Below are 24833 nucleotides of genomic sequence, written 5' to 3'. Positions count from 1 at the left end.
TAGCCGGGCGGATGGACCACATCCTCCGGACACCGAAATGACAGGCGATCTGTTTCGTCAAGCCGCTCGGACGGGGGAACCACCCCGTTCTTCGCGTCTTTCCTTGCAGATCTTGTCATTTCGGGTGCCATTTGCATCAAATTAGTGGGTCCTGAGCCTCAACAGGGAATTGTGCAACGCTGTAGCTTTACAGCAGGAGAGAGAAAGAAAATGGCGAAAGCGAAATGGCCAGTCTATGGCGAAATTACCGGCTCTGTCATCATGATCGGCTTTGGCTCGATCGGGCGCGGTACCCTGCCACTGATCGAACGCCATTTCAAATTCGACAAATCCCGTCTGGTCGTCATTGATCCATCTGAGAAGAACCGCAAGATCCTGGATGACAAGGGTATCCGCTTCATCAAGAACGCGATCACCAAGGACAATTACAAGAAGATTCTTGGGCCTCTGATCAAGGAAGGCGAAGGCCAGCCTTTCATCGTCAATCTGTCGGTCGACACCGGGTCGCTCGATCTGATGCGCTACAGCCGCGAACAGGGCGCACTCTATATTGATACGGTTGTCGAGCCATGGCTTGGTTTCTATTTTGACACCGAAGCAGACAATGCTTCGCGCACCAATTATGCGCTGCGCGAAACCGTTCGCGCTGAAAAGAAAAAAAATCCGGGTGGCCCGACCGCTGTTTCCTGCTGTGGAGCAAATCCCGGCATGGTGTCGTGGTTTGTGAAAAAGGCGCTCATCGATCTCGCTGGCGAACTCAAGCTTGAGTTTGAAGAACCCGCAGCCGATGACCGTCAGGGCTGGGCGAAGCTTATGAAGAAGGCCGGCGTGAAGGGTGTTCATATCGCTGAACGCGACACCCAGCGCGCCAAGGAGCCGAAGCCGTTCGACACCTTCTGGAACACATGGTCGGTGGAAGGCTTCATTGCTGAAGGCTTGCAGCCTGCCGAACTCGGCTGGGGCACTCATGAAAACTGGAAGCCTAAAAACGCCCGCAAGCAGAAGAAGGGCAACAAGGCTGCGATCTTCCTTGAACAGCCCGGCGGCAATACCCGCATTCGCACCTGGTGCCCGACCCATGGCGCGCAGTACGGCCTGCTTGTAACCCACAATGAAGCAATTTCGATTGCCGACTTCTTCACTGTGCGCAGCAAGAAGGGCAAGCTCGAATATCGCCCGACCTGTAACTACGCCTATCATCCGAGCAATGTCGCCATTCTCTCGCTTGACGAAATGTTTGGCGGCAGCGGACGTGCGCAGGCGGTTCAGCATGTGCTGGAAGAAGACGAAATTCTCGACGGCTCGGATGAGCTGGGCGTCCTGCTCTATGGTCACGATAAAAACGCTTATTGGTATGGCTCGCAGCTGAGCGTCGAAGAAGCCCGCAAACTCGCGCCTTATCAGAACGCAACGGGCTTGCAGGTTTCGTCTTCTGTTCTGGCGGGCATGGTCTGGGCTTTGGAAAACCCTGAAAGCGGCATCGTCGAAACCGACGAAATGGACTATCGCCGCTGCCTTGAAGTGCAGCTGCCATATTTGGGACCAGTCAAAGGCTATTATACAGACTGGAACCCGCTGGAAGGCCGTGGTGTCCTGTTCGAAGAAGACCTCGACACCAAAGACCCTTGGCAATTCCGCAACATTCTGGTTCGCTAAAACGAGCCAGATTGCCCGGCCTTTGCCGGGCAATTTCGATTGCGGCAGTTTCGCAACATTTTGGCTATCGTCGTCAAAGGGGCTTGTAATCGTGTAAATTTCCATACATCACACGAGAAACACTCTTATGGAGAAAATGGACATGAAACGCTTCCGCATCATTGGCTCTACGGCAATCGTATCGCTCGCGCTTGCAGGTTGTGTGGCAACCGGCCCTGGCGGTGGTGGCAATGTCCCTGTCGTCAATCGCGCGCCATCCGGTATCGACGGTGCCTGGGTTGATCCGAACGGTATCGTTTCATCCTTCAATGGCGGCATTTTCGAAACCCGCTCGACCGACACCAACGAGAAGCTCGCAGAAGGTAACTATCGTTACCAGTCACCACAGCTTGTCGAAATCGACATGCGCTCGATCGTGCGTGGCACGTCGTCCCGCGTAAACTGCGCTCTCGTTGCACAGAACCAGCTGAACTGCACCTCGTCCGCCGGATCGCGTTTCTCGCTGACCCGTCGCGGCTAAAACCTTCTGATTACCCGTTCCAGACGGCATACGCTTTTAGCGTGTGCCGTTTTTTTATGTGATACTTCCGTAATCTTCAGACAATTCAACTGCCTTAGTCATTGTTAGGATTGTAATTTGCCTTTTTTTCTCTAGTTTTCCGGCAAAGCAGGAGTCGGAATATGAGTGAGACGGATAAAGTGATCGCCACCCCAGCCAGCCATGCTGTAAAGCAACCCAAAGTCGGTGTCTTGCTTGTTAATCTCGGCACGCCGGACGGCACAAGCTATGCCCCGATGCGCCGTTATCTGGCCGAGTTTCTCTCGGATCGCCGCGTGATCGAATGGCCGCGTCTATTCTGGTATCCGATCCTGTATGGCATCGTACTCAACACACGCCCAAAGCGCTCTGGCGCACTCTATGACCGCATCTGGAACCGCGAGAAAAATGAATCGCCACTGCGCACCTTTACCCGCGCGCAGGGTGAAAAGCTTGCGGTCGCGCTGAAAGATCATCCGAATGTCATCGTAGACTGGGCCATGCGCTATGGTCAGCCTTCGATTGAGGAAGTGACGGATCGGCTGCTGAAACAGGGCTGCGAACGCATCGTGATGTTCCCGCTCTATCCGCAATATTCGGCAACGACCACCGCCACCGTAAATGATAAATTCTTTGAAGTGCTGATGAAAAAGCGTTTCATGCCAGCTGTCCGCACGATCCCTTCCTATGAAGTGGAGCCGGTCTATATCGAGGCGCTCGCGCAGTCGATTGAGAAGCATCTGGCAACGCTTGATTTCAAGCCGGAAGTGATCCTCGCTTCTTATCATGGAATCCCGAAAAGCTATTCCGACAAGGGCGACCCGTATCGCGCACAATGCCTTGAAACTTCACGGCTTTTGCGCGCGCGCCTCGGCATGGACGACAAGCAGTTCCGCTCGACTTTCCAGTCGCGTTTCGGACCGGAAGAATGGTTGCAGCCATACACCGACGAAACTCTTGTAGAACTGGCAAAGCAGGGCATAAAATCCGTTGCGGTTCTCAATCCGGGATTTGTGGTGGATTGTCTGGAAACGGTCGATGAAATTGGCCACGAAGCGGCAGAAGAATTTCATGAGGCTGGCGGCGAGAATTTCAGCCATATACCATGCCTCAACGATAGCGAAGAAGGCATGAAGGTTATCGAAACACTCGTCCGTCGCGAGTTGCAGGGTTGGGTTTGATTGAAGGGGTTTGAATAATGACTGGTTTTGACATCACGCTGCTGATTTTAGCCGCACTTGTGCTTGCAACGCTTTTTGCTGGCATCAAGACTGTGCCGCAGGGCTACAACTACACAGTGGAGCGCTTTGGCCGCTATACCCGCACGCTGATGCCGGGCCTCAATCTCATTGTGCCTTTCTTCGACCGTATCGGCGCACGGCTTAACATGATGGAACAGGTGCTCGACGTTCCAACGCAGGAAGTCATCACCCGCGATAACGCCATTGTCGGCGTCGATGGCGTGGCCTTCTATCAGGTGCTCAATGCAGCACAGGCCGCCTATCAGGTTGCCAATCTGCAATATGCAATCCTGAACCTCACCATGACCAATATCCGTACCGTCATGGGCTCGATGGATCTCGATGAACTGCTGTCCAACCGCGACGCGATCAATGATCGTCTGCTGCGCGTTGTCGATGAAGCGGCCCATCCATGGGGCCTCAAAATGACACGCGTTGAAATCAAGGATATCAATCCGCCTGCCGACATCGTCACCTCGATGGCCCGCCAGATGAAGGCAGAACGCGACAAGCGTGCGCAGGTTCTGGAAGCTGAAGGCGACCGTAATGCGCAGATCTTGCGCGCTGAAGGCCAGAAGCAGTCGCAGATCCTCGAAGCGGAAGGCAAGCTGGAAGCCGCCAAGCGCGAAGCTGAAGCGCGCGAACGCCTTGCAGAAGCTGAAGCAAAGGCAACGACGCTGGTTTCCGACGCCGTTGCAAACGGTAATGTTCAAGCACTCAACTACTTCGTTGCGCAGAAATACACCGAGGCACTCGGCAATATCGCCAGTGCCAAGAACCAGAAAGTGGTTCTGATGCCGCTTGAAGCAAGCTCGCTGATCGGCTCACTGGCTGGTATCGGTGCGATTGCCAAGGAAGTGTTTGGCGATGGCAGCCATCCGGTTGACCCAACACCGGCTGCACCAGCTCCACGCACGCGCAGCGTTCCTACCACTCGCAGCTAAAACAGGCAGGGCGTTATGATCATCAATTTCCTGTCACAACTTGGGCTCTGGGGCTGGTTCGTTTTAGGACTTGTCCTGCTCATTCTGGAAATTCTGGCGCCCGGCATCTTCTTCATCTGGTTCGGCCTTGCGGCCCTCGTAACCGGCGTCTTTGCTTTTCTGCTGGGTTCGGTCGTGGGATTTGGCTGGCAGCTGCAGATCGTCCTGTTTCTGGTGCTGGCCGTTATTTTCGTGCTGGCAGGACGCCGCGTTTTCGGCTCCAGCGACCGTCAGGATGAGCCTTTGCTCAATCGTCGCGGCGACCAGCTCGTCGGCCAGCGCGCCACCCTTGCGGAACCTATCGTCAACGGTCGCGGTCGCATCCGTATCAATGATACAACATGGCGCATCAAAGGCCCAGACTTACCCGCAGGTACTGAGGTGCATATCGTGTCGTTTGACCCGATCACGCTTGAGATGGAAGTGGCAGAGTAAGGCAGTAAGGCAGTAAGGCAGTAAGGATAGTGATCCTGCTTGCAGTTTAATGCCGCAAGGCCAGATCAAATCCGCAGCAAAAACATATTGCCCTACTGCCTTACTGCCCTATTCCCCTAACCTCAAGCCACCCCAATCCGCAGCAGATCGTGGAAGTGAACGAGGCCAATTGGGCGGTTGTCTTCAACAACGATCAGCGCGCCGATATGCTTTTCATTGATGAGGCTGAGTGCTGCGCTCGCCAGCAAATTCTTATCAATCGTCCTTGGCTTCCGCGTCATGATGTCATCAACGGTCAGCTCTGAAAGATTGCGGCTCAGATTGCGCGAAATATCACCATCAGAGATAAAGCCTGCCAATTGACCGTCCTGATCGACAACGATCACACAGCCAAAACTCTTTTGCGCCTGCACCTTCATAGCGTCCGTCATCAATGTACCCACATTGACCAGCGGCAGACGGTCGCCCTTATGCATGATCTCACGAACATGGACGAGACTTGCACCGAGCGAACCGCCCGGATGGAAGGTTTTGAAGTCTGTCGGGCTGAAACCACGCGCTTCGAGAAGCGCAATTGCAAGCGCATCGCCAATGGCCAACTGCATCATCGTTGATGTAGTCGGCGCCAAACCATGTGGACAGGCTTCCTGTGCTTTTGGCAATAACAACACGACATTCGCCGCACGTCCAAGAGCCGATTCCTCACCCGCAGTAATTGCGATCAGCGGAATGCGGAAGCGTTGCGAATAATTGACGATGCCCTTGAGTTCCGCCGTTTCGCCCGACCACGAAATTGCGAGAATGACATCATCCGTACCGATCATGCCGAGATCGCCGTGATTGGCTTCCGCCGAATGCACGAAGAAAGCGGACGTACCAGTCGATGCAAAAGTTGCTGCAAGCTTGGTGCCGATATGCCCGCTCTTGCCCACGCCAGTCACCACGAGACGGCCCTTGGAGGCAACAATCGTCCTGACTGCTTCCGCAAAGGGTGCAGCAAGGCCGTTGTTCAGCGCATCTTCAAGCGCTACGAGGCCCGCATTCTCGGTCTTGATGGTGCGCAGAGCCGAGGCAATCGAATCCTCCGCAGGCGCGGCTTCATGTGTCGTGTCGAGCTTTGTCATGACGCCAACGGTTAGCGCCTTCGCTGCTGCTTGTCCAAGCATTTGTTGACGCACAATAACGACGCTCAAAACGCAATCGTCAATAAAGAATTAACCATGTCCGTTTACCGTTCGCTTACCACGTTGCAACGGTTTGAAGACAATATGCTTTTTGCCAATATCCCATCGGGCGGACCATCGCCTTTTGCCCGCAGGCTGAGAAGCCTGTTGCTGGCAGGGGTTGCCCTGGCAGTCAGCAATTCTGCGGCCTTTTCTCAGGACATACAACTTCGCGGCGATCTGGACGAAGACGGTAATCTTCCCATTTCCTCGTCAGAACAGAACGCCAATCGCGATATTGATCCTGCAAATCCGAATGCGCCTGCACAGGATAATCTTGCAGACGATTCCTACACGCCTCCCGCACCGCCTCAGCCCGCTGAACCGGCGCAGGCAGCAACGATTGCCGAAGAAGAAGCACCACGCTTCCTTGCCACCGACAATATGCCCGTCAGCGCGGTCACAACGGAAGAGCAGGACGAAACCGGTCGCGCGCGTCGTGAGAACCTGCCCGCGCTCCCCGAACAGGGTCGCCGTGCAACACAGGAAGCCGATCCATTCGCGCCAATCGGCATTCGTGCGGGCACGTTTGTATTGCGTCCGACACTCGAACAGGGCATTCGCGCCACCACCAATGGTGACAACAGCTCGACCGGCTCCAGCGCCGTGCTGTCGGAAACAACTCTCCGCCTCAATGCAGAATCGGATTGGGGACGCCATCAGGCGAAAATCGATGCTTCCGGCACGATGAGCAAATCAATCTCCGGGCAGGACGTGTCAGAACCTCGCGTTGATGTTCAGGGCAATCTGCGTTTTGATTTGAGCGACCAGACAACCGTGAATGCGGGGGCGGGCTATAAGCTGCGTCGTGAAAGCGCATCAAGCCCGAACGGCGTCACGGACGCTTTGAAGCGGCCGCTCGTTCATACCATCAACGGCAGCCTCGGCATCGAACGCGACACCGGCCTGCTTTTTGGCCGTGCGACGGGTCGCGTCGAGCATGAAATCTATGGCGATGCGGAATTGTCTTCCGGGGGCACGGTCAGCCAGAAGGACCGCGACAATACCTATGCCAGTGTGACGCTGCGCGGCGGCTTCAGCATTTCGCCGGCACTCAAGCCCTTTGCCGAAGTCGAACTCGGCAAGCGCATGTTCGATGATCGCGTGGACAGCAACGGTTATGAGCGTAGCGGCTCGCAATATGCAGTGCGCGGCGGTCTGATGTTTGATCGCGGCGAGAAATTCAACGGCGAATTCTCGGCTGGCTTCATGCGCGTTAACAGCGATGATGCGCGCCTCTCCGATATCAGTGGACCGTCATTGGCTGCGAGCATCAACTGGTCGCCATTGCGCGGCACTGATGTTCAGCTTTTTGCGCAAACCACCGTCGATACATCGACGACGCCGGGAGTCGCCGGGGCGCTTCTGCATTTCGCAAGTATCGAAGTGAAACGTCAGGTGAGATCCGATCTTAGCGTGAACGGCAAGCTTGACCTCAATGTCCGCGACAACAAGGACGGCACTGGCACGGATTACACAGTCGGTGCCCAGATTGGCGCGACATACTGGATCAACCGCTTTGTCGGCATTGATGCACGACTACGGCATGAGTTTCAAACCAGCCAGATTTCTTATCGCGAGTACCACGCCAACAGCATTTATGTTGGCATGAAAATACAGCGATAAAACATGCGCTAAAAAAGGACGGCTTGCGCCGTCCTTTCTGTTTTCAGTCCCACTTCGGGGCCAGTCCGTCCGGGCTGACGATGCGCCCTTCTGTCTTGGCAAGCGCGTGGATTGCCTGCATTTCCGCTTCACTTAAGGCGAAGTCGAAGATGGCGAGGTTTTCTTTGATCCGCGCTTCGCTGACGGTCTTTGACAGTGCAATCACCTTATCCTGCTGCACCAGCCAGCGAAGAACCACCTGAGCAACCGACTTGCCATGGGCGGCAGCAATGTCCTTCAACACCGCGTCGCCGAACACCTTGCCGTCAGCCATCGCATAATAGCCGGTGATCGACATGCCTGCAGCGTGAGCCGCTTCAATCACGGCCTGCTGGTTCAGATAAGGATGATACTCAATCTGGTTCGTCACCAGTGGCAGATCAGACAGCGTCTTTGCTTCCGCCATCAGAGCCGTGTTGAAGTTGGACACACCGATGTGACGCACCTTGCCAGCCTTTGCCACTTCATTCAGCGCGCCGATCTGCTCGGCAAGCGGTACGGCTTCATTTGGCCAGTGCAGAAGCAGAAGATCGACATAATCAGTCTTCAGCTTGGCAAGGCTTTCATCGACAGAATTGATAAAAGCATCGTGCTTGTAATGATCGACCCAGACCTTCGTGGTGAGGAAGATATCGCCACGCTGAATGCCGGAGTTGAAAATGGCTTCGCCGACTTCTGCTTCGTTGCCATAGATCTGGGCTGTATCGACATGGCGAAAGCCAGCCTTGAGCGCATAGGGAACAATGCGCAGCACATCTTCGCCGGGCATACGGAAAGTGCCAAGGCCGAGAGCCGGGATGGTGGCACCATTTGTTGTTACATTATGCATAGTCATTCCTTTTATTTTCAAGCGGTTGCGACGCGGGTTTCGGTGCGGCGATCAAGCACGCCGCTCAAAACTGTGAGGCCAAGAGCACTCGCGACGAGAATTGCACCAACCCAAGGGGTTGAAATGAGACCGAGCTGGCTTTCGACCACCATGCCTCCGAGCCAGGCGCCAAGCGCAATGCCGAGATTGAACGCTGCAATATTCAGCGCTGAAGCGACATCGACAGCCCCCGGACGGTGTTCCTTGGCAAGCTGCACCACATAGAGCTGCAGGCCGGGAACATTTGCGAATTGCAGGAAGCCGAGGGCCGCAAGCGTGATCAGCGTGAAGAGCGGCGACACAGCACTAAAGCTGAACAGCACCAGCACAATCGCCTGCAACACGAACAGAACAGTCAGGGCGCGCACCGGATCGGCGTTTGAAATGCGTCCACCGACAATATTGCCGATGGCAATGGCAATGCCATAAAGCACGAGAATGTAGCTGACGGAATCTGCGGAAAAGCCGGTAATATCCTGCAGGATCGGGGTGAGATAGGTGAAGGCCACAAACGTGCCGCCATAACCAAGTGCCGTCATGCCATAGACAATCAGCAAGCGACCGGAGCCCAGAACACGCAGCTGATCCATGAGCGATGCTGGTTCAGCCTTCGGCAATGCACGCGGCAGAAGTGCTGCAATACCGACGAGAGCCACAAGGCCGATAGCCGAAACAGCCCAGAAGGTTGCACGCCAGCCAAAGTTCTGGCCGATCCATGTGCCTAGCGGCACGCCGGTAACGATTGCAACTGTCAGGCCCATGAACATCATGGCGATAGCCGAAGCGCGTTTGTTTTCCGGCACGAGATCAGCCGCGATGGTGGCACCGACCGAGAAGAAAACGCCGTGCGCAAAGGCAGACAGCACGCGCCCGACCATGAGGATTTCATAGCTTGGGGCGGAAGCGGCAACCATGTTGCCAGCGATGAACAGCGCCATCAGGCCGAGCAGCAATGGCTTGCGTTCAAGACGACCGGTCAGGGCCGTGAGGATTGGAGCGCCAAAGGTGACGCCAAGCGCATAAACGCTGACGATCAATCCGGCGAGCGGCAAAGTGATATTCAGATCCGAAGCGACCGTCGGCAGCAAGCCAACGATCACAAATTCGGTCGTCCCGATCGCATAGGCAGCGATCGTAAGAGCAATGAGAGCGACAGGCATGGGAGGAGTTCCTGTTGTTTAACTTTGTCTCCATATCGCTCTCTGGATATCAAATGATAAGAGTGATAATCTTGCATATAACTATTCATCAAATTCACAGGTGATGCTTTGGATAACCGCTTCGGTGAAATGGAAGTCTTTGCGCGCGCAGTGGCAACAGGCAGCTTTTCCGCTGCCGCCCGTCAGCTCAACATGACACCATCAGCGATCAGCCGTCTTGTCTCGCGGCTGGAAGATCGCTTGCAGGTGCGTCTGCTGGTGCGGTCCACCCGCAGTCTGACGCCGACACCGGAAGGTGAAATCTATCTGGCGGAAGCGCGCAGCCTGCTCGACCGGTTGACTGAAATGGAGGCGCGCATCACCGATGGCGCAAAGGCAGCAGTACGCGGCCCTTTGCGTGTCAGTTCGACGGTCGGCTTTGGTGCAACGGTCATCATGCCGCTGGTGCCTGAATTTCTGAAACTATATCCGGAGGTCGAGCTGGATATTACCTTAAACGACAGCATTATCGATCTCTGGCAGGAGCGAACCGATCTTGCGATCCGCTCCGGCGTCTTGAAGGATTCGGCGTTAAAAGCCCGCCCCATCACGCTGATGCGGCGGCTGGTCGTTGCCTCACCGCTTTATCTGGAAAAACACGGCACGCCACAGAGACCGGAAGACCTCAAAACGCATAATTGTCTGCGTTATAATTTCCAGCCGAGTGAATGGGAGTTTGCCGATCCTGAAACAGGACATAGCATTCGACAGGTGGTTTCCGGCAATTTTCTTGGCAGCGACGGCACGATCCTAAGACGCATCTGCCTTGAAGGCGGAGGGCTGATGAAGACCGGAGAGCATACTGTTGCCGATGATCTGGCAAGCGGGCGACTGGTGGAAGTGCTGGCCGCATGGTCGCCTGCGGAACCTGAGAAAATCCATGCGGTTTTCCCCGGCCACCCTCACCTCGCCGCGCGTATCCGTGCCTTTATCGACTTCCTTGCGGCAAAACTCTGAATTGGGAGCGCATCCCGAAAAGTGTGAAACGGTTTTCGGAAGAGATGCGCGTTAAAGTGAGAAATTGGAGCGCATCGGGCCAGCCATGCGTGAGAGAATGCCGTCTTTAAGAACCAGGCGATGAAACAGTGCGGCCAGTATGTGGGCGACAATCAACACGCACAGAACCCATGAAAGCAGGCTGTGCAGCGCATTTGCGGGTGCCATCATCCATTCCACTTTCTCGCCCGTTGCAGGGACAATATTGATGCCCCATTGCTCGCGTCCTTTACCGCTGCCATAGGCGCGAAACAGTGCCAGAGCCGGAATGGCGAACAGCAGCACATAGAATGCATTATGTGCAATGCGCGCCAGTTTGCCCATCAGCCCTGCTTGATGCGGCGGGCGCTGATTGCGATTGATGAATGCCCAGATACCACGCACGACAACCAACACAATCGTCAGAAACCCGACCGTTCCATGTGCCGGACCGAAAACCCTGATGGCATCAAGCACCGGTGAAGGGCCAACCATTTTCCACGAAAGGATCATCACAAACTGCCAGAGCAGAATATAGGCCATTGCCCAATGTAGAATCCGGCTCACAAGCCCGTATCGCTCCGGAGAATCCATCCAGAGCGGCGTGTTCGTATTCATCAGATTATCCCTTTCGGCAAAAGAACGCACAAAGGACGCTCCGAATATTTAAATCTGTGCATCATGCTTTCCGAAAATCGTTCACGATTTCCGGGCCGATGCGAGTGCCCAGGCAAGATAGGGCGCACCGACCAAAGCTGCGAAAAGGCCCAGCGGTAACTCATAAGGGAAGGTCGCATTGCGCGAACCGAGATCGGCAATCACCATCAAAAGCGCGCCCAGCACGGCTGATGCCACGACATGCGACTGAGCCTGATCAAAGCCCATACGGCGCGTCATATGCGGCGCCATCAGCCCCACAAAGCTCAAAGGGCCGACGAGAAGCGATGCGGCGGCACTTGCAATCGCGGCAAGCAGGATCGTCAATATCCGTGCAGACCGCACCGGCAAACCAAGCGAGACTGGAATCGTCTGCCCCAGCGGCAGGATGGTCAGCCAGCGGGACGCGAGCAATGCCAGCCCAATCACTGTGAATGTCAGCACGACAAGGAAGAGCGAACTTTCCGGCGTTGCCGTTGCCGATGACCCGCTGAGCCAGGCAAGTATCTGCCACGACCGCTGATCGCCGATCGAGAGGAAGATGCTTAATATGGCAGATGCGAGCGAACCGACCGAAATACCGGCCAGAAGCAAACGGGCAGATGACAGCCTTCTGCGGCTCGCAAAGCTCAACACAACCAGCATGGCAATCAGCGCACCAAAGGACGCGCAAAGCAGCAATTGCGCATTATTGGGTGCGGCGAAAATTGTCAGTGCTAAAGCAAAGCCTATTCCTGCTCCGCCACTGACGCCGATTACTTCCGGGCTTGCCAGCGGGTTGCCGGTTAGTCGCTGAAGGACCGCGCCCGCCATTGCAAGCAGACTCCCTGCGGCAGCGGCTGCCAGAAGGCGCGGCCAGCGCAAAGGCAAGATATCGCGAAGATTGTCGCCTGTCAGAAGCAACCAGCCTTCCGGCGTGCGCGCAAGCGCAAGAGCGAGAAAAGCTGCGACCAGCAGAGCGATGAGCATCAAGCCAAGTTTGGCATTTGAAGCACGTCTGAAAACCTGTGCAGATGAGGATTGGTGCGATCCTGTCGAACGCACACGCGGAATGAGCCAGAGCAGCAAAGGCCCGCCGATCAGCGCGGTAACTGCGCCTGTCGGGAAAGTCTCACCCAGATTTGCGCCGAAAACTTGCACCGCCCCGTCGCAGATCCAGAGAAGCACGGCACCAGCAAAAGGTGACGCCAGCAGGATTGAACCCGGCTTTCTGACCCCGAAGCCACGGACGATTGCAGGGGCAGCCAGACCGATAAAACTGACAAGCCCGACACTGGCCGCAACGCCGGCACTCAGCACCACCGCAACAGCCACGACCGCCACACGCAGCCATGCCAGCGGAACGCCCAGCGAGCGCGCACTGCTATCGCCAAGGCCTGCTAGTGTCAGCGGACGGCTCAGCATGATTGCGGCAATGAGGCAGACAAGGAATTGCAAAGCAAGGGCGACCGTCGATGACCAGTCCTGCTGGCTCAGCGAACCGCCATTCCATGTCACAAGCGACATGAGATACTGGCCCTGCGAGAGCGTCATCGCAGCGGAAATCGCACTGCATGTCACACCGATCAGAAGACCGGACACAACCATCGTCACTGGCTCAAGCCGACTGCGCCAGCCAAGCAGAAACACGATTGCGGTCGCAACACCAGCACCCGAAAGCGCCACCGCCCAGCGAAACTGGTCAAGCACTGTCGGGAAGAACAGCGTTGCCGTAACGATTGCCAGCTGCGCGCCCGATGACACACCAAGCGTCGATGGATCGGCAATCGGGTTGTTGAGCAAACGCTGCAGCAAAGCACCCGCCAGCCCCAGTGCTGCACCGGCGAAAATCGCAACGGAAGCACGCGGAAACAGCGCATAGGCCAGAATGACCTGCTCGGTGCTCATGTTTTGCGGGTTAAACGGCAGCGAAGGCCATTGCGCAAAAGGCAAAAACGCGTTGGCGTTCCAGAGAAACAGCCCAAGAGCGATCATAACGCCGATTACAGCGCTTGAAATCAGTCCACCACGGGTCACAGGAATGCCTCGCCGCTTGCCTGCAACGCCCGGCTCAGAAGCCGTGCAAATCGCAATCCGGCGGTCAGTCCGCCATAGGGATTGATGTTACCCACCATATAGACACGACCGTCACGGACAGGTTTGAGCGATTGCCAGATCACGCTGTTGCGCAGGCTGTTGCGCGATTCAACTGGAATATCCGAGATAATGATGATGCGCGCATCAGGATTTGCTGCCAGATTTTCCAGCGGAACGGGGGCCGCAAATGTAAAGCGCGAGCGATCCGTCCAGGCGTTTGGCAGACCAAGCCGTTCCAGCACGTCACCAAACATGCTGTCATTGCCGAAAGCGCGGAAATGGCGCGCATCACCAATATTGATGAGGTAGGTCGGGCGCGATGCAAAAGGTTTCAACGTCTCTTTGGTCTCGGCAATAAACTTCGCCTGAGCCTCAATAACACTTGATGCTTTGGCGCTGAGTTCAAGCTTATCGCCCAGCGCCGTTACAGCTTGCAGCGACTTCTCATAAGGCCCCTCGCCGCGCACGTAAAACGGCAACGACATGATCGGCGCTATCGATTTCATCGCCTCTTCATGGCGGGTATAAAAAGGGGAACTCAGGATCAGATCAGGCTTGAGCAGATAAAGCAGCTCGAAATTCGGCGAACCACGCAGACCGAGATCGACAACCGAAGCAGGCAATTGCGGCTCAACCGCATCTTCACGAAACCGGATCAGCTCTGTTGCCGCAATCGGCGTGACACCCAATGCCACCAGACATTCGAGCATTGCCCAATCGATTGCCGCAATGCGCGGAAATGGATTGGCGCGCGCCACATTCGGCAAAGCCAAAGCCGCCAGAAGGCCAAGGGCTTTCCGGCGGCTGATTTTAGATGCAGAGACTATCGATCCGCGTTGCGGGCCTGTTACCATGTAAATGTCAGCTTGCTCATATAGGTTCTGCCGTCACCATAGTTACATCCGAAAGAACTGCAACTTGCGACATACTTCTTGTCCGCAATATTCTTGATATTGAGCGACGCCCTGATGTGATCCTTCTGATAGTGGATTGCAGCATCGGCGAGGGTCACGCCATCAAGATCAAGCGTATTCCCTGTATCGCCAAAACGCTGGCCAAGATAACGCACGCCGCCACCGACGCCAAATCCTTCAAGCACGGAACCTTCCTGGAAGGTGTAATCAAGCCACAGGCTGGCTGCATGTTCTGGCACGTTCGGCAGACGATTTCCGTCATCCTTGCCGCTTACAATTTCGGCCTTCATATAGGTGTAGGCTGCACGCAGATCGAGGCCTTGGGCAAGGCTGGTCACACCTTCAAGCTCAAGCCCCTTAACCTGAATCTCGCCGATCTGTTCAGTCGTGGAACCGGTTCCGCCCGGCAGCGGAACGCTGATTGGCACATTCTGCTGGCGCAGATCATAAACCGCTGCCGCAAAGTAACCATCCCAGCCATTTGGCTGATATTTTACGCCTGCTTCCCACTGCTTGCCGGTCGTTGGCTGCAATACACCTGCGGTTGCCGAAACTGCTACAGGTTCAAACGAAGTCGAATAGCTGACATAAGGCGCGATGCCATTGTCGAACACATAACCAAGGCCCGCACGGCCGGTCAGTTTCTCATCATCCTGATCAAGCGGGCGAGGTGTATTGGTATTGCGATTGGTCGAGGTGCCGCGGGTCGAAGCCCAATCCTGACGCAGAGCGAAAGTCGCGCGCCAGTTTTCATAGGCCAGCTCGTCCTGCGCATAGATACCGACCTGCGTCATGCGGGAATCGACAAGCGTGTTAACGGTCGGCTTCGCGGTCAGGTACTTGATCGGCCCACCATAGACAGGGTTGTAGGCATCAAGTGTGGTCGCACTCCAGAACTGCGTTCCGGCACTATTGTCGAAATAACGATAGTCGACACCGACAAGAAACTTGTGCTCGACCGGACCTGTATCGAACTCGGCGACCAGATTATTATCGATATTGAACGTGTTCAGGCGTTCGTTCTGAACTGTGGCTGTGCGGTTGATCGTGCGGCCGTCCTTTGCGAGGCCGGTCGATGCCATGCCAAGCGCCGTATAATCCCAGCGTTGATTGGTGTAACGCGCGTTCTGCCGGAAGGTCCATGTTTCGTTGATGCGATGTTCAAGCTCATAACCGAGATTGACGACATTGCGGCTTGAATCGTCATAGCTTGGATCGCCTACATAGAAGTCGCGTGGCAGACTGTAATCGGTCGCGTTCAATGTGAGCTGTGCAGGCAAGCCCGAAGGTGAGCTTGGATTGTCGTGCTGGAAGCTGGTGAGAATGGTAAGCTTGGTATCTTCATCCGGCTTCCATGTGAAAGCGGGCGCGATGAAATAGCGATCATTGTCGAGATAGTCAGTCTGTGTGCCAGCTTTGCGCACCATGCCCGTCAGGCGATAGGCAAACTGATCACTTTCCGTGACAGGACCGCCAAAATCGAAATAGGTGCCATAGGTGTCATAACTGCCAGCCTGAACACCGATCTCACCGAACTTCTCAAACGTCGGGCGCTTGCTGATCATATTGATCAGGCCACCGGGATTGCCCTGACCGAACATCACCGAAGCAGGTCCACGCACCACTTCGATACGTTCAAGCATATAAGGATCAACCGCCGAGGCACCTGCAGTGCGCATCAGGCGAAGACCGTTTAAGAACTGCACCTGACGGCCATCAAAACCACGGATCAGCGGTGAATCAAAGCGCGGGTCGGAACCATAGGGTTCGGAAACCACACCCGGCGTATAGCCAAGCGCTTGCCCAAGGGTTTGCGCATCCTGAGCTTTCAACTGATCAGCCGTAATGACAGAAATAGACTGCGGGGTTTCAACCAGCGGCGTACCGGTCTTGGTCGCGCTGATGCTTGTTCTGGCAACATAGCCTTTGACGGGAGCGGTCGGATCTTCCGAACCGCTATTCACAACAATCGGTGCAAGCACGGTGGGGCTTGCTGTTTCCTGCGCATGTGCTGCAACGATGGCAGCGAAGGTTGTGCCGGAAAGAATGACGACCGATAATGCGTGGCGGTTTCGGGCCAGGATTTTCACTTTGATCCCCTCAAGGTTTAAACTGGACCCCATTAATCATCTTTTCGTAATCTATCCAATAATTCAAGGGCGTATTTTTCATAAGTTTGAGTTATGCTAATCAAAATCGCCATAGTTTTGAATTATTCAAAGAAACAACCATGCCGGAACAGCGCAGCAAGCTCCTTACGTCCAAATCCTTTGAACTCCGACATCTGCGTTATTTCTGCGCGCTTGTTGAGGAGAAGAACTTTGAACGGGCAGCTGCAAAACTTGGCATTGCCCAACCGGGTCTCAGCCAGCAGATCATGGCGCTGGAAACCATTCTCGGTGCGCCGCTTCTTGATCGCTCGCGACGCGCCGTTCAACTGACGCAATCAGGCGAAGTGCTTTACCGCGAGGCCGTCAAAATACTCATGCAGGTCGATGCGACGATGATTGCGGTCAACCGTGCCGGGCGTGGTGAAATCGGTCAGATCTCCATCGGCTATGTCGCCTCTGCCGCCTATTCGGGCGTGGTGTTCGAGACCATTCGCAAGTTCAAGCAGGAATATCCCGACGTTTCGGTCAATCTGGTCGAGATGGAACTGCGGATGCAATTGACGCGCATTTCCGAAGGACTTCTCGACATGGGTTTTGTGCGCTGGCCCGCGCTTCTTCTGCCGGGCCTTACCAGCCTTGTAGTGAGAAAGGAGCCGCTTGTTGCAGTTCTCAGCGAAACGCACCCGCTGGCACATCAAGCTACCATTGAGCTTCCATCCCTCAAGGATGAAATCTTCATCACCCCGCGTCAGCCAGCCGATATCGGCTTTCACGGCACAACAATCGAAGCCTGTCACAGCGCAGGCTTCGAACCCAACATCAGCGCCCAAGCACTTGATTTCACTGAAATTGCGAGCCGCGCATCTATCGGGATGGGCGTGGCGCTTGCGCCAAAATCCTTGAGTGCTGTGGGCTTGCCCGGCATTCGCTATATCGATGTTGCAGGCATTTCCACTACGTCCGACGTGGCACTGGCTTTCCGTAAAAGCGAGGCATCGCAGGCGGTTAAGAGTTTTATCGCCATGTGCCGACGCATGGGGCTCTAAAGATTGCCATTCTCCAGAATGAACTCCACAACCTCCTGCACGCCTTTGCCGCGATGCAGATCGGTAAATCCATAAGGACGCTTGCCACGCATCCGCGCAGCATCGCCATTCATGATATCGAGATCCACATGAACATAGGGTGCAAGATCGCTCTTGTTAATCACAAGAAAATCGGACCGCGTGATACCCGGTCCGCCCTTGCGCGGTATTTCCTCGCCCTGACAAACGGAAATTACGTAAAGCGTCAGATCCGCGAGATCGGGCGAAAATGTTGCTGCAAGATTGTCACCGCCAGATTCGATGAAAACGATATCCAGATCGGGAAACCGCTTGTTCATCTCGGCAATCGCCTGAAGATTGATTGAAGCGTCTTCGCGGATCGCCGTGTGCGGACACCCGCCTGTCTCCACACCCATGATGCGATCTTCGGACAAGGCCTGATGTTTGGCGAGAATGAGCGCATCCTCCCGCGTGTAAATATCGTTTGTGATGACCGCAATGGAATATTTCTCGCGCAAGGCCTTGCAGAGTTTTTCCGTTAAAGTCGTCTTTCCCGAGCCAACGGGGCCACCGATACCAACGCGCAAAGGTCCGTTTTTCTGTGTCATGAGCGGAAAAGCCTCGAATGCTGTGTTTCATGTTTCATGGCCATGATTTCAGCAAGAAATGTTGCCGAACCAAGGTCATCCAATGTGGATTGAGCAGCCCTTGCAGCCGTCGTAACAAGCGTTGGCTCCATAGCTACCATCAGGCTTGTGACGCCCGTTTGCCCGGTAACAGAAAGCCGGATGGATGCTTGCAGAAGATTGATGCAAAAAGCCTGAAGGTAGGCGCTCAGTGCCAATCTCAGCGGAATGCCGTGCGCGCCCGATAGGGCACCCACCGCAACAGGATAAGCGCATTCAGACGGCAAGCGTCTGAAAATCGCATGATCCCAGGTTTTGGCAGCCATCAGAAATGCCGAGCCTTGTAACATGGTTTCCATGTGCCGTTCGTGTGAACCTGCCAGTGCTGCGCCAAGCTCCGCCACGCCCTGAAGATCGCCACCTGAAACGGCCTGTCGCCAGCTTTCTGCAAACAGGACAGCATCATTCCAGCCCGATCCATAATTGATGAGCGATTGCAGCCATGTTTGCAGGCCTTCAACGTCCGTCACCAGACCATCATGAACCGCACGTTCCAGCCCATTGCTATAGCTGAACGAACCCACCGGAAAGACCGGCGAAAGCCAGGCCATCAAGCGCAGCAATGCAACGTTCTGATCAGTCGTGATCGTGGTGGTGATGGTCATGGTCATGATGCTGGTGATCATGTGTGGAATGCCCGCCCGAATAGGCTCCGCGCAATGGGCTGAAGATTTCAACGGTATCGATGACTTTGGCGCCAAGCCCTTCGAGCATCGCCTTGATTACGTGATCCCGCAGAATGAAGATGCGATCCGGTTCAATCTGTGCAGCGAGATGTCTGTTGCCGATGTGCCATGCAAGCTCCGTAATATGGAGTGTATCGCGACCGCGAACCTCATAAAGCGCCTCTCGTGCGGCACGAATTTCAATCTCGCGCCCATCTTCCAGCACCAACCGGTCGCCATGGTCGAGCACCACCGGCTCCGCAAAATCCAGAAAGATTTTCTCTCCATCTTCAAGTGCTATGGCTTTGCGGCGCAGATGGCGCTCATCGCGTTCGAGGATTGCATGGCCTGCCGGAACAGCATCAATCACTTCATGAGCGCGGATTATCGACTTTACTTCTATCATTTCAAACCTTCAAAACAGGAAGTAGCGTTGTGCCATGGGGACGACATCGACCGGCTCGCAGGTCAAAAGCTCGCCATTGGCCCGCACTTCGTAGGTTTCTGGATCAACCTCCATCTGCGGCATCGCATCGTTCAAAATCATCGAACGCTTGCCAATGCCACCGCGCGTATTTTTGACCGCAACCATCTGCTTGTCGACGCCAATCGACTCCCGCAAACCGGCACTCATCGCGGCTTCAGACACAAATGTTACTGAGCTGTTGGTGCGCGCCTTGCCGAACGAGCCGAACATTGGCCTGTAATGCATGGGTTGCGGCGTGGGGATGGAAGCATTCGGGTCGCCCATCGGTGCGGTCGCAATCCAGCCGCCAAGCAATACGAAATCTGGCTTCACACCGAAGAATGCCGGATTCCACAACACCAGATCGGCGCGCTTTCCAACTTCCACCGAACCAATCTCATGCGACATGCCATGCGCAATTGCCGGGTTGATCGTATATTTCGCAACATAGCGACGGGCACGGTAATTATCATTGGCTGGTACATCCTCAGAGAGTGCGCCTCGTTGCCGCTTCATCTTGTCGGCAGTTTGCCAGCAGCGAATAACCATTTCGCCGACACGGCCCATGGCCTGACTGTCTGATGAAATGATGGAGAAAGCACCCATGTCATGCAGAATATCTTCGGCGGCAATCGTTTCCTTACGGATGCGACTTTCAGCAAAGGCTATGTCTTCAGGAATGGAGGGCGACAGGTGATGGCAGACCATCAGCATGTCGAGATGTTCGGCCACCGTATTGACCGTATAAGGCCGTGTGGGGTTGGTCGAAGCGGGCAATACGTTCGGATACTGGCAGACGCGTATAATGTCGGGTGCGTGCCCGCCACCTGCACCTTCGGTATGAAATGAATGGATCGTGCGCCCTTTGAAAGCAGCAAGCGTATCTTCAACAAAGCCCGATTCATTGAGCGTGTCGGTATGGATTGCCACCTGCACATCAAACCGGTCCGCGACAGCAAGGCAATTGTCGATAGAGGCCGGGGTCGTTCCCCAGTCCTCATGCAGTTTCAAACCGCACGCACCAGCAAGCACCATTTCCTCCAGTGCGCCTGGCAAGGATGCATTGCCCTTGCCAAACACGCCGAAATTCATCGCCATGCCGTCAAATGACTGGATCAGACGGGCAATGTTCCATGGTCCCGGGGTGCAGGTGGTGGCAAGGGTGCCATGTGCAGGGCCAGTGCCGCCACCGACCATACAGGTGACGCCCGAGTTCAAAGCTTCTTCCACCTGCTGGGGTGAAATGAAATGGATATGTGAATCAATAGCACCCGCAGTCAGGATACGGCCTTCGCCTGCAATGATCTCCGTGCCGGGGCCTATGATAATCGTCACACCCGGCTGCGTATCAGGATTGCCGGCTTTGCCGATGCCTGCAATACGCCCGTCGAGCAGGCCGACATCGGCCTTATAAATGCCGGTGTGATCAAGGATCAGCGCATTGGTGATGACAGTATCCATCGCGCCTTGCGCGCGCGATAACTGGCTTTGCCCCATACCATCGCGGATAACCTTGCCACCACCGAACTTAACCTCCTCACCATAGACGGTCAGGTCTTTTTCGACTTCGATAAACAGCTCCGTATCGGCAAGCCGAACCTTGTCTCCGGTGGTCGGGCCGAACATCTGCGCATATATGGCGCGACTAATTCTGGCTGGCATGGGATTCCCCTTTTTCCTGGATTAGAGCCTGCCCATGACAAGCTGACGGAAGCCATAAATCTCGCGTTTTCCACCAATCGGCACCAGCGTCACATCACGCTCCTGTCCCGGCTCGAAACGAACTGCGGTTCCGGCTGCACTATCGAGCCTGAAACCACGCGCCTGCTCGCGATCAAAAGACAACGCTGCATTGACCTCGTAGAAGTGATAATGGCTGCCCACCTGGATCGGGCGATCACCGGTATTGGCCACTTTGAGGGTTATGGTCGGCTGACCTTGATTGAGCTCTATGTCGCCATCGGCGGTAATAATTTCTCCGGGTATCATCGCATCACCTCATCCGGCCATCAGCATGAGGCCACCAAGAGCCGTCGCGCCACCCGCAACACGCAGAGCAATGCGCCCGTTTTTCCCCGTCATCATGCGCCCGGCTGTGAGCCCCACGCCAATACCTGCCGCATGGAGCAGAATCGTCGCCAGCGCAAAACCCGCACCATAGGAAAGGAAAGCCGCTCCACCAATTTCACCGCCATGGGCATGACCATGGAAGAATGCGAAGAAGCCAACGATCATGGCGCCAACTACAGCCGAAACCGGAAGCGCCAAAGCTACCAGAAGACCAATCACGACTACTGAAGCGAGGATAACCGGCTCGACAAACGGTACCGGAAACCCCGCGAGGGCCGCGACAAACCCAAGCAACATGACACCGACAAAGGCGGCAGGGACGGCAAACAGCGCCCGCCCGCCAAGCATTGCAGCCCATAGACCGACTGCCACCATCGCCAGTATATGGTCAGCCCCTGAAATCGGATGCGTGAAACCCGCCGCAAACGAACCATGCTCGGCAGGGTTAAGATGCGCGAAGGCCGGGCTTGCTGTGAGCGCCATCGCTGTTGCCGCAAGAAATATCGATTTTCTCATTATCAATCCCTCTATTATAGCATTACCAGCAAAAGTGCGGAGCGGCTTTGCGTCGGATAATGCGTAAAAACAAACAGTTACAGCGGTTCCAACGATTCATTCTTAACTGGAACCGCTGCATGTCTTCCCGCTTCAGCGAATTGGTTCATGCACGGTGACGAGCTTGGTGCCGTCAGGAAAAGTCGCCTCGACCTGAACATCGTGGATCATCTCAGCGACACCTGCCATCACCTGCTCACGCGTAATCACATGGGCTCCCGCTTCCATGAGGTCGGCTACGGAGCGCCCATCTCTTGCGCCCTCAACGACGAAATCGCTGATCAGAGCAATCGCTTCCGGATGATTGAGCTTCACACCGCGTTCCAATCGGCGACGGGCGACCATGGCGGCCATAGCGATCAGGAGCTTATCTTTTTCTCTTGGCGTTAAATTCATGATCCTGTTCCAAATCGTCCTGCATAAAACCTGAGCTCGTGCCGGGTTTAAATTGACCAAACTTTAGGCAGTTGTGCCTTTCCATTAAGCAGCGTCAGCAGAGGCACCAATCGCTTGCGAAGCGAATAGCTGTCCGGCGCCATAAGCCGGATCAAAAGCTTCGCAACGCCAGCAGTCTCGGTGATGCTGCATCCCCCATCCTCACCCACAACCGTCCGGGCTTTATCGAGGTGGCGTTCTGGCTGCTTTCCAATCATCAGGATTGTCGCTATCGCCAAAGCACCATCGGTTACCGCACGGCTGTTCAATTGCGCGGCGACATCGGGGCCAATGCAGAACTCTTCGGCATGAACCAGCCGGTCTCCAACCCGCACGCGCCAGCGATCTCGAAACTGCGCTTGCTCGACGCTTTCTCCCATTGCAAGCCGTCCGAAAACCGTTGTTTCCACCAGCAGCAGTTCAGCACTTGCAGCCATTTCGATCTCCAGCCTCCGCGATAGCGCCGACTGGTTGAACAGAATTGTTTCCTGTGGGAGCCATGCAAGACGTGTGCCGTCTGCAAGCTTGATACTTGTGGTGATGCGAGCCTCATCATCGCTCGCGCGATAGATACGTTCGCAGGCTTGGTTCGTGATGATAGCTGATGTATTTTTGGCCAGTTCCATCTGCCAATTCAGGCGATCACCGCCAGTTAAACCGCCCGATGTGTTTATGAGGATAGCCTCAAGAGGATCAGTTGCAGCCCGTGGCATACGGATTTTTGCAGCACCCTCCTGATAAAGCTCTGCAATTCGGGTACGGCCATCCTTGAACTGAAGCGACAATCGCCCAATCCCGTTAACGCGCTGTGATGAAAGCGCCCTTAGATGCTGGTTTGCTGCCGTCATATTCCCGATCATGCTTTCGCCTTGTCGTGTTTAAGGAAGCGAATTTCATGCCAAGAGAGCTGGCCAAGAGAATTGACCACGAGAGCTGGCCAGGGGGACCACAAGTCACATTACAGCGGTTCCAGTTAAGATTGGATCGTTGGAACCGCTGTAACTGTTTATTTTTATGCACTATCCGACGCAAAACCGCTTCGCGCTTTTGCTGGCAATGCTATAAACAAAAAACCCCGCTTCACATTTGAAAGCGGGGTTTTCTTGGTTCTGGATGTCCGTCTGGCCTATTCCGGCTTGATCGTCTTGAGCAGATCGGCAATCGAAACTTCGACCGTTGGGCGGATATCCTTACGCCACAGGGCAAAAGCCACGTTTGCTTCGATGAAGCCCGACTTCGAGCCGCAGTCGAATGTCCGGCCATGGTAATCGAAGCCGAAGAACTTCTGCTGATCGGCAAGCTTGAGCATGGCGTCCGTCAGCTGGATTTCATTGCCAGCACCCTTTTCCTGCTTGCTCAGCAGTTCAAAGATTTCCGGCTGAAGAATGTAGCGGCCATTGATATAGAGATTGGAGGGTGCGGTGCCCTTGGCTGGCTTTTCAACCATCTGGTTGATCTCAAAGCCGCTGCCGATCGCATTGCCCTTGCCGACGATGCCGTATTTATGGGCTTCTTCAGGATCGCATTCCTGCACAGCAATCACATTGCCGCCGGTCTGCTCATAAAGCTCGACCATTTCCTTGAGGCAACCCTTCTTCGACTGCATGACCATATCTGGCAGAAGCAGTGCGAAAGGCTCATCGCCGACCAGTTCGCGTGCGCACCAGACCGCATGGCCAAGGCCGAGTGGAACCTGCTGACGGGTGAAGCTGGTGGTGCCTGGCTGCGGCTGCAATTCCTGCAGATGCTCAAGCTCAGCCTTCTTGCCGCGTTCGGCAAGCGTGGAATAAAGCTCAACCTGTGCGTCGAAATAGTCTTCGATGACGGCCTTGTTGCGTCCGGTGACGAAAATCAGATGTTCGATACCGGCCTCGCGGGCCTCGTCCACCACATACTGGATGACTGGCTTGTCGACGACGGTAAGCATTTCCTTGGGGATGGACTTTGTCGCTGGAAGAAAGCGGGTCCCAAGACCGGCGACCGGGAATACTGCCTTACGGATTTTGCGGATCGAACTCATTCGTCTCCTCGATTTGTTACAAACAGCGTTGTGCTATCAAAGCATTGAAACCATTGCATTTCAAATAGGGCGTTTTCATTAAGGAATGACGAAATTCCGTCTTTTTCCTTATCACATTCGATGACCTGACCTTAATCTTACTTGATTCAAATATTTCATAAAAGTTCAGGCAATTTTTTTCGTAAATCGCGCCATGGTAAACCAAATGCTAACCTGAAGCCTATAATTTTAAACCTCATCAGGGTCGGCCCCAAATTCAACACTGGATAGTATTAGCGACTTAATGCAATCTGACTGAAACAGGCTCGGCATGAAAGGCAACTCGCCGTTAGGCACGGCAAAATATGAT

Annotated in this window: 24 protein-coding genes; 8 read left to right on the top strand and 16 right to left on the bottom strand. The window is 55.0% G+C overall.

Features of this window, described 5'->3' with window-relative positions; all coding sequences use genetic code 11:
- The first annotated feature begins 210 nt into the window (after positions 1 to 210).
- The 5 genes from RT142_RS16260 to RT142_RS16240 all read left to right on the top strand — a co-directional run bounded on the left by RT142_RS16260 (position 211) and on the right by RT142_RS16240 (position 4853).
- Positions 211 to 1656 (top strand): homospermidine synthase, encoded by a 1446-nt coding sequence (locus RT142_RS16260; RefSeq protein WP_313029962.1) that lies wholly within the window; start codon positions 211 to 213, stop codon positions 1654 to 1656.
- Positions 1657 to 1798: 142 nt separating this feature from the next.
- Positions 1799 to 2176, top strand: coding sequence for an outer membrane lipoprotein Omp10 (gene omp10, locus RT142_RS16255; protein ID WP_007877140.1), 378 nt, complete (start codon positions 1799 to 1801; stop codon positions 2174 to 2176).
- Positions 2177 to 2337: 161 nt separating this feature from the next.
- A complete protein-coding gene (gene hemH / locus RT142_RS16250; RefSeq protein WP_064321397.1) occupies positions 2338 to 3375 on the top strand; it encodes a ferrochelatase in 1038 nt (345 codons plus the stop codon).
- Between the two features lie 17 nt (positions 3376 to 3392).
- Positions 3393 to 4379 (top strand): SPFH domain-containing protein, encoded by a 987-nt coding sequence (locus RT142_RS16245; RefSeq protein WP_007877143.1) that lies wholly within the window; start codon positions 3393 to 3395, stop codon positions 4377 to 4379.
- Positions 4380 to 4394: 15 nt separating this feature from the next.
- Positions 4395 to 4853: an NfeD family protein gene (locus tag RT142_RS16240; RefSeq protein ID WP_007877145.1), complete on the top strand. Its 459-nt coding sequence runs from the start codon at positions 4395 to 4397 to the stop codon at positions 4851 to 4853.
- Positions 4854 to 4975: 122 nt separating this feature from the next.
- On the opposite strand, the gene RT142_RS16235 is transcribed toward RT142_RS16240, so the two are convergent.
- Complete coding sequence (locus RT142_RS16235) at positions 4976 to 5977, bottom strand: SIS domain-containing protein (protein ID WP_007877147.1); 1002 nt, start codon at positions 5975 to 5977, stop codon at positions 4976 to 4978.
- A gap of 144 nt (positions 5978 to 6121) precedes the next feature.
- On the opposite strand from RT142_RS16235, the gene RT142_RS16230 reads away from it, so the two are divergent.
- Positions 6122 to 7702 (top strand): outer membrane beta-barrel protein, encoded by a 1581-nt coding sequence (locus tag RT142_RS16230; protein ID WP_105519303.1) that lies wholly within the window; start codon positions 6122 to 6124, stop codon positions 7700 to 7702.
- Positions 7703 to 7745: 43 nt separating this feature from the next.
- Here RT142_RS16230 and RT142_RS16225 read toward each other — a convergent pair whose 3' ends face one another.
- Both RT142_RS16225 and RT142_RS16220 read right to left on the bottom strand, forming a co-directional pair.
- Positions 7746 to 8570, bottom strand: a complete 825-nt coding sequence (locus RT142_RS16225) for an aldo/keto reductase (RefSeq protein ID WP_313029956.1) — start codon at positions 8568 to 8570, stop codon at positions 7746 to 7748.
- A gap of 17 nt (positions 8571 to 8587) precedes the next feature.
- Positions 8588 to 9769 carry an MFS transporter gene (locus RT142_RS16220; protein WP_207442103.1) on the bottom strand — a complete coding sequence of 394 codons (1182 nt, stop codon included), beginning with the start codon at positions 9767 to 9769 and terminating at the stop codon, positions 8588 to 8590.
- 108 nt (positions 9770 to 9877) lie between these two features.
- Between RT142_RS16220 and RT142_RS16215 the strand changes: the two genes are divergently transcribed.
- Positions 9878 to 10765 carry a LysR family transcriptional regulator gene (locus RT142_RS16215; protein ID WP_207442105.1) on the top strand — a complete coding sequence of 296 codons (888 nt, stop codon included), beginning with the start codon at positions 9878 to 9880 and terminating at the stop codon, positions 10763 to 10765.
- Between the two features lie 51 nt (positions 10766 to 10816).
- Here RT142_RS16215 and RT142_RS16210 read toward each other — a convergent pair whose 3' ends face one another.
- The 4 genes from RT142_RS16210 to RT142_RS16195 form a co-directional block, all read right to left on the bottom strand.
- Complete coding sequence (locus tag RT142_RS16210) at positions 10817 to 11401, bottom strand: cytochrome b (RefSeq protein ID WP_313029951.1); 585 nt, start codon at positions 11399 to 11401, stop codon at positions 10817 to 10819.
- Positions 11402 to 11482: 81 nt separating this feature from the next.
- A complete protein-coding gene (fhuB, locus tag RT142_RS16205) occupies positions 11483 to 13414 on the bottom strand; it encodes a Fe(3+)-hydroxamate ABC transporter permease FhuB (RefSeq protein ID WP_153223286.1) in 1932 nt (643 codons plus the stop codon).
- Between the two features lie 38 nt (positions 13415 to 13452).
- Complete coding sequence (locus RT142_RS16200) at positions 13453 to 14370, bottom strand: iron-siderophore ABC transporter substrate-binding protein (protein WP_064321391.1); 918 nt, start codon at positions 14368 to 14370, stop codon at positions 13453 to 13455.
- The gene (locus RT142_RS16195) at positions 14364 to 16553 is read right to left on the bottom strand and encodes a TonB-dependent siderophore receptor (protein ID WP_313029948.1); all 2190 of its coding nucleotides are present in this window, start codon (positions 16551 to 16553) and stop codon (positions 14364 to 14366) included. The genes RT142_RS16200 and RT142_RS16195 overlap by 7 nt, the downstream gene beginning before the upstream one ends.
- 107 nt (positions 16554 to 16660) lie before the next feature.
- Between RT142_RS16195 and RT142_RS16190 the strand changes: the two genes are divergently transcribed.
- On the top strand, positions 16661 to 17587 hold the full coding sequence (locus RT142_RS16190; RefSeq protein ID WP_007877165.1) for a LysR family transcriptional regulator: 927 nt from the start codon (positions 16661 to 16663) through the stop codon (positions 17585 to 17587).
- Here RT142_RS16190 and ureG read toward each other — a convergent pair.
- The 9 genes from ureG to galU all read right to left on the bottom strand — a co-directional run bounded on the left by ureG (position 17584) and on the right by galU (position 24484).
- Positions 17584 to 18195, bottom strand: coding sequence for an urease accessory protein UreG (gene ureG, locus RT142_RS16185; protein ID WP_105519295.1), 612 nt, complete (start codon positions 18193 to 18195; stop codon positions 17584 to 17586). The genes RT142_RS16190 and ureG overlap by 4 nt on opposite strands.
- On the bottom strand, positions 18192 to 18878 hold the full coding sequence (locus RT142_RS16180; RefSeq protein WP_313030056.1) for an urease accessory protein UreF: 687 nt from the start codon (positions 18876 to 18878) through the stop codon (positions 18192 to 18194). The genes ureG and RT142_RS16180 overlap by 4 nt, the downstream gene beginning before the upstream one ends.
- On the bottom strand, positions 18850 to 19344 hold the full coding sequence (ureE, locus tag RT142_RS16175) for an urease accessory protein UreE (RefSeq protein WP_313029947.1): 495 nt from the start codon (positions 19342 to 19344) through the stop codon (positions 18850 to 18852). Before ureE ends, RT142_RS16180 begins: the two co-directional genes overlap by 29 nt.
- A 9-nt stretch (positions 19345 to 19353) precedes the next feature.
- Positions 19354 to 21066, bottom strand: coding sequence for an urease subunit alpha (gene ureC, locus RT142_RS16170; RefSeq protein WP_313029944.1), 1713 nt, complete (start codon positions 21064 to 21066; stop codon positions 19354 to 19356).
- 21 nt (positions 21067 to 21087) lie between these two features.
- Positions 21088 to 21393 carry an urease subunit beta gene (locus RT142_RS16165; protein ID WP_112814638.1) on the bottom strand — a complete coding sequence of 102 codons (306 nt, stop codon included), beginning with the start codon at positions 21391 to 21393 and terminating at the stop codon, positions 21088 to 21090.
- 9 nt (positions 21394 to 21402) lie between these two features.
- Entirely contained in the window at positions 21403 to 21990 is a 588-nt protein-coding gene (locus RT142_RS16160; RefSeq protein ID WP_007877172.1) for a HupE/UreJ family protein, read from the bottom strand.
- A gap of 132 nt (positions 21991 to 22122) precedes the next feature.
- Positions 22123 to 22425, bottom strand: a complete 303-nt coding sequence (locus RT142_RS16155) for an urease subunit gamma (RefSeq protein ID WP_007877174.1) — start codon at positions 22423 to 22425, stop codon at positions 22123 to 22125.
- Between the two features lie 47 nt (positions 22426 to 22472).
- The gene (locus tag RT142_RS16150; protein WP_409558586.1) at positions 22473 to 23312 is read right to left on the bottom strand and encodes an urease accessory protein UreD; all 840 of its coding nucleotides are present in this window, start codon (positions 23310 to 23312) and stop codon (positions 22473 to 22475) included.
- A gap of 278 nt (positions 23313 to 23590) precedes the next feature.
- On the bottom strand, positions 23591 to 24484 hold the full coding sequence (gene galU, locus RT142_RS16145) for a UTP--glucose-1-phosphate uridylyltransferase GalU (protein WP_207442119.1): 894 nt from the start codon (positions 24482 to 24484) through the stop codon (positions 23591 to 23593).
- Between the last annotated feature and the right edge of the window lie 349 nt (positions 24485 to 24833).

Source organism: Brucella sp., assembly GCF_032066345.1.
In the GTDB taxonomy this organism is placed as follows: domain Bacteria; phylum Pseudomonadota; class Alphaproteobacteria; order Rhizobiales; family Rhizobiaceae; genus Brucella; species Brucella pseudogrignonensis.
Note: the sequence above shows the minus strand (reverse complement) of the source record. Positions and strands in the feature narration are given on the sequence as shown.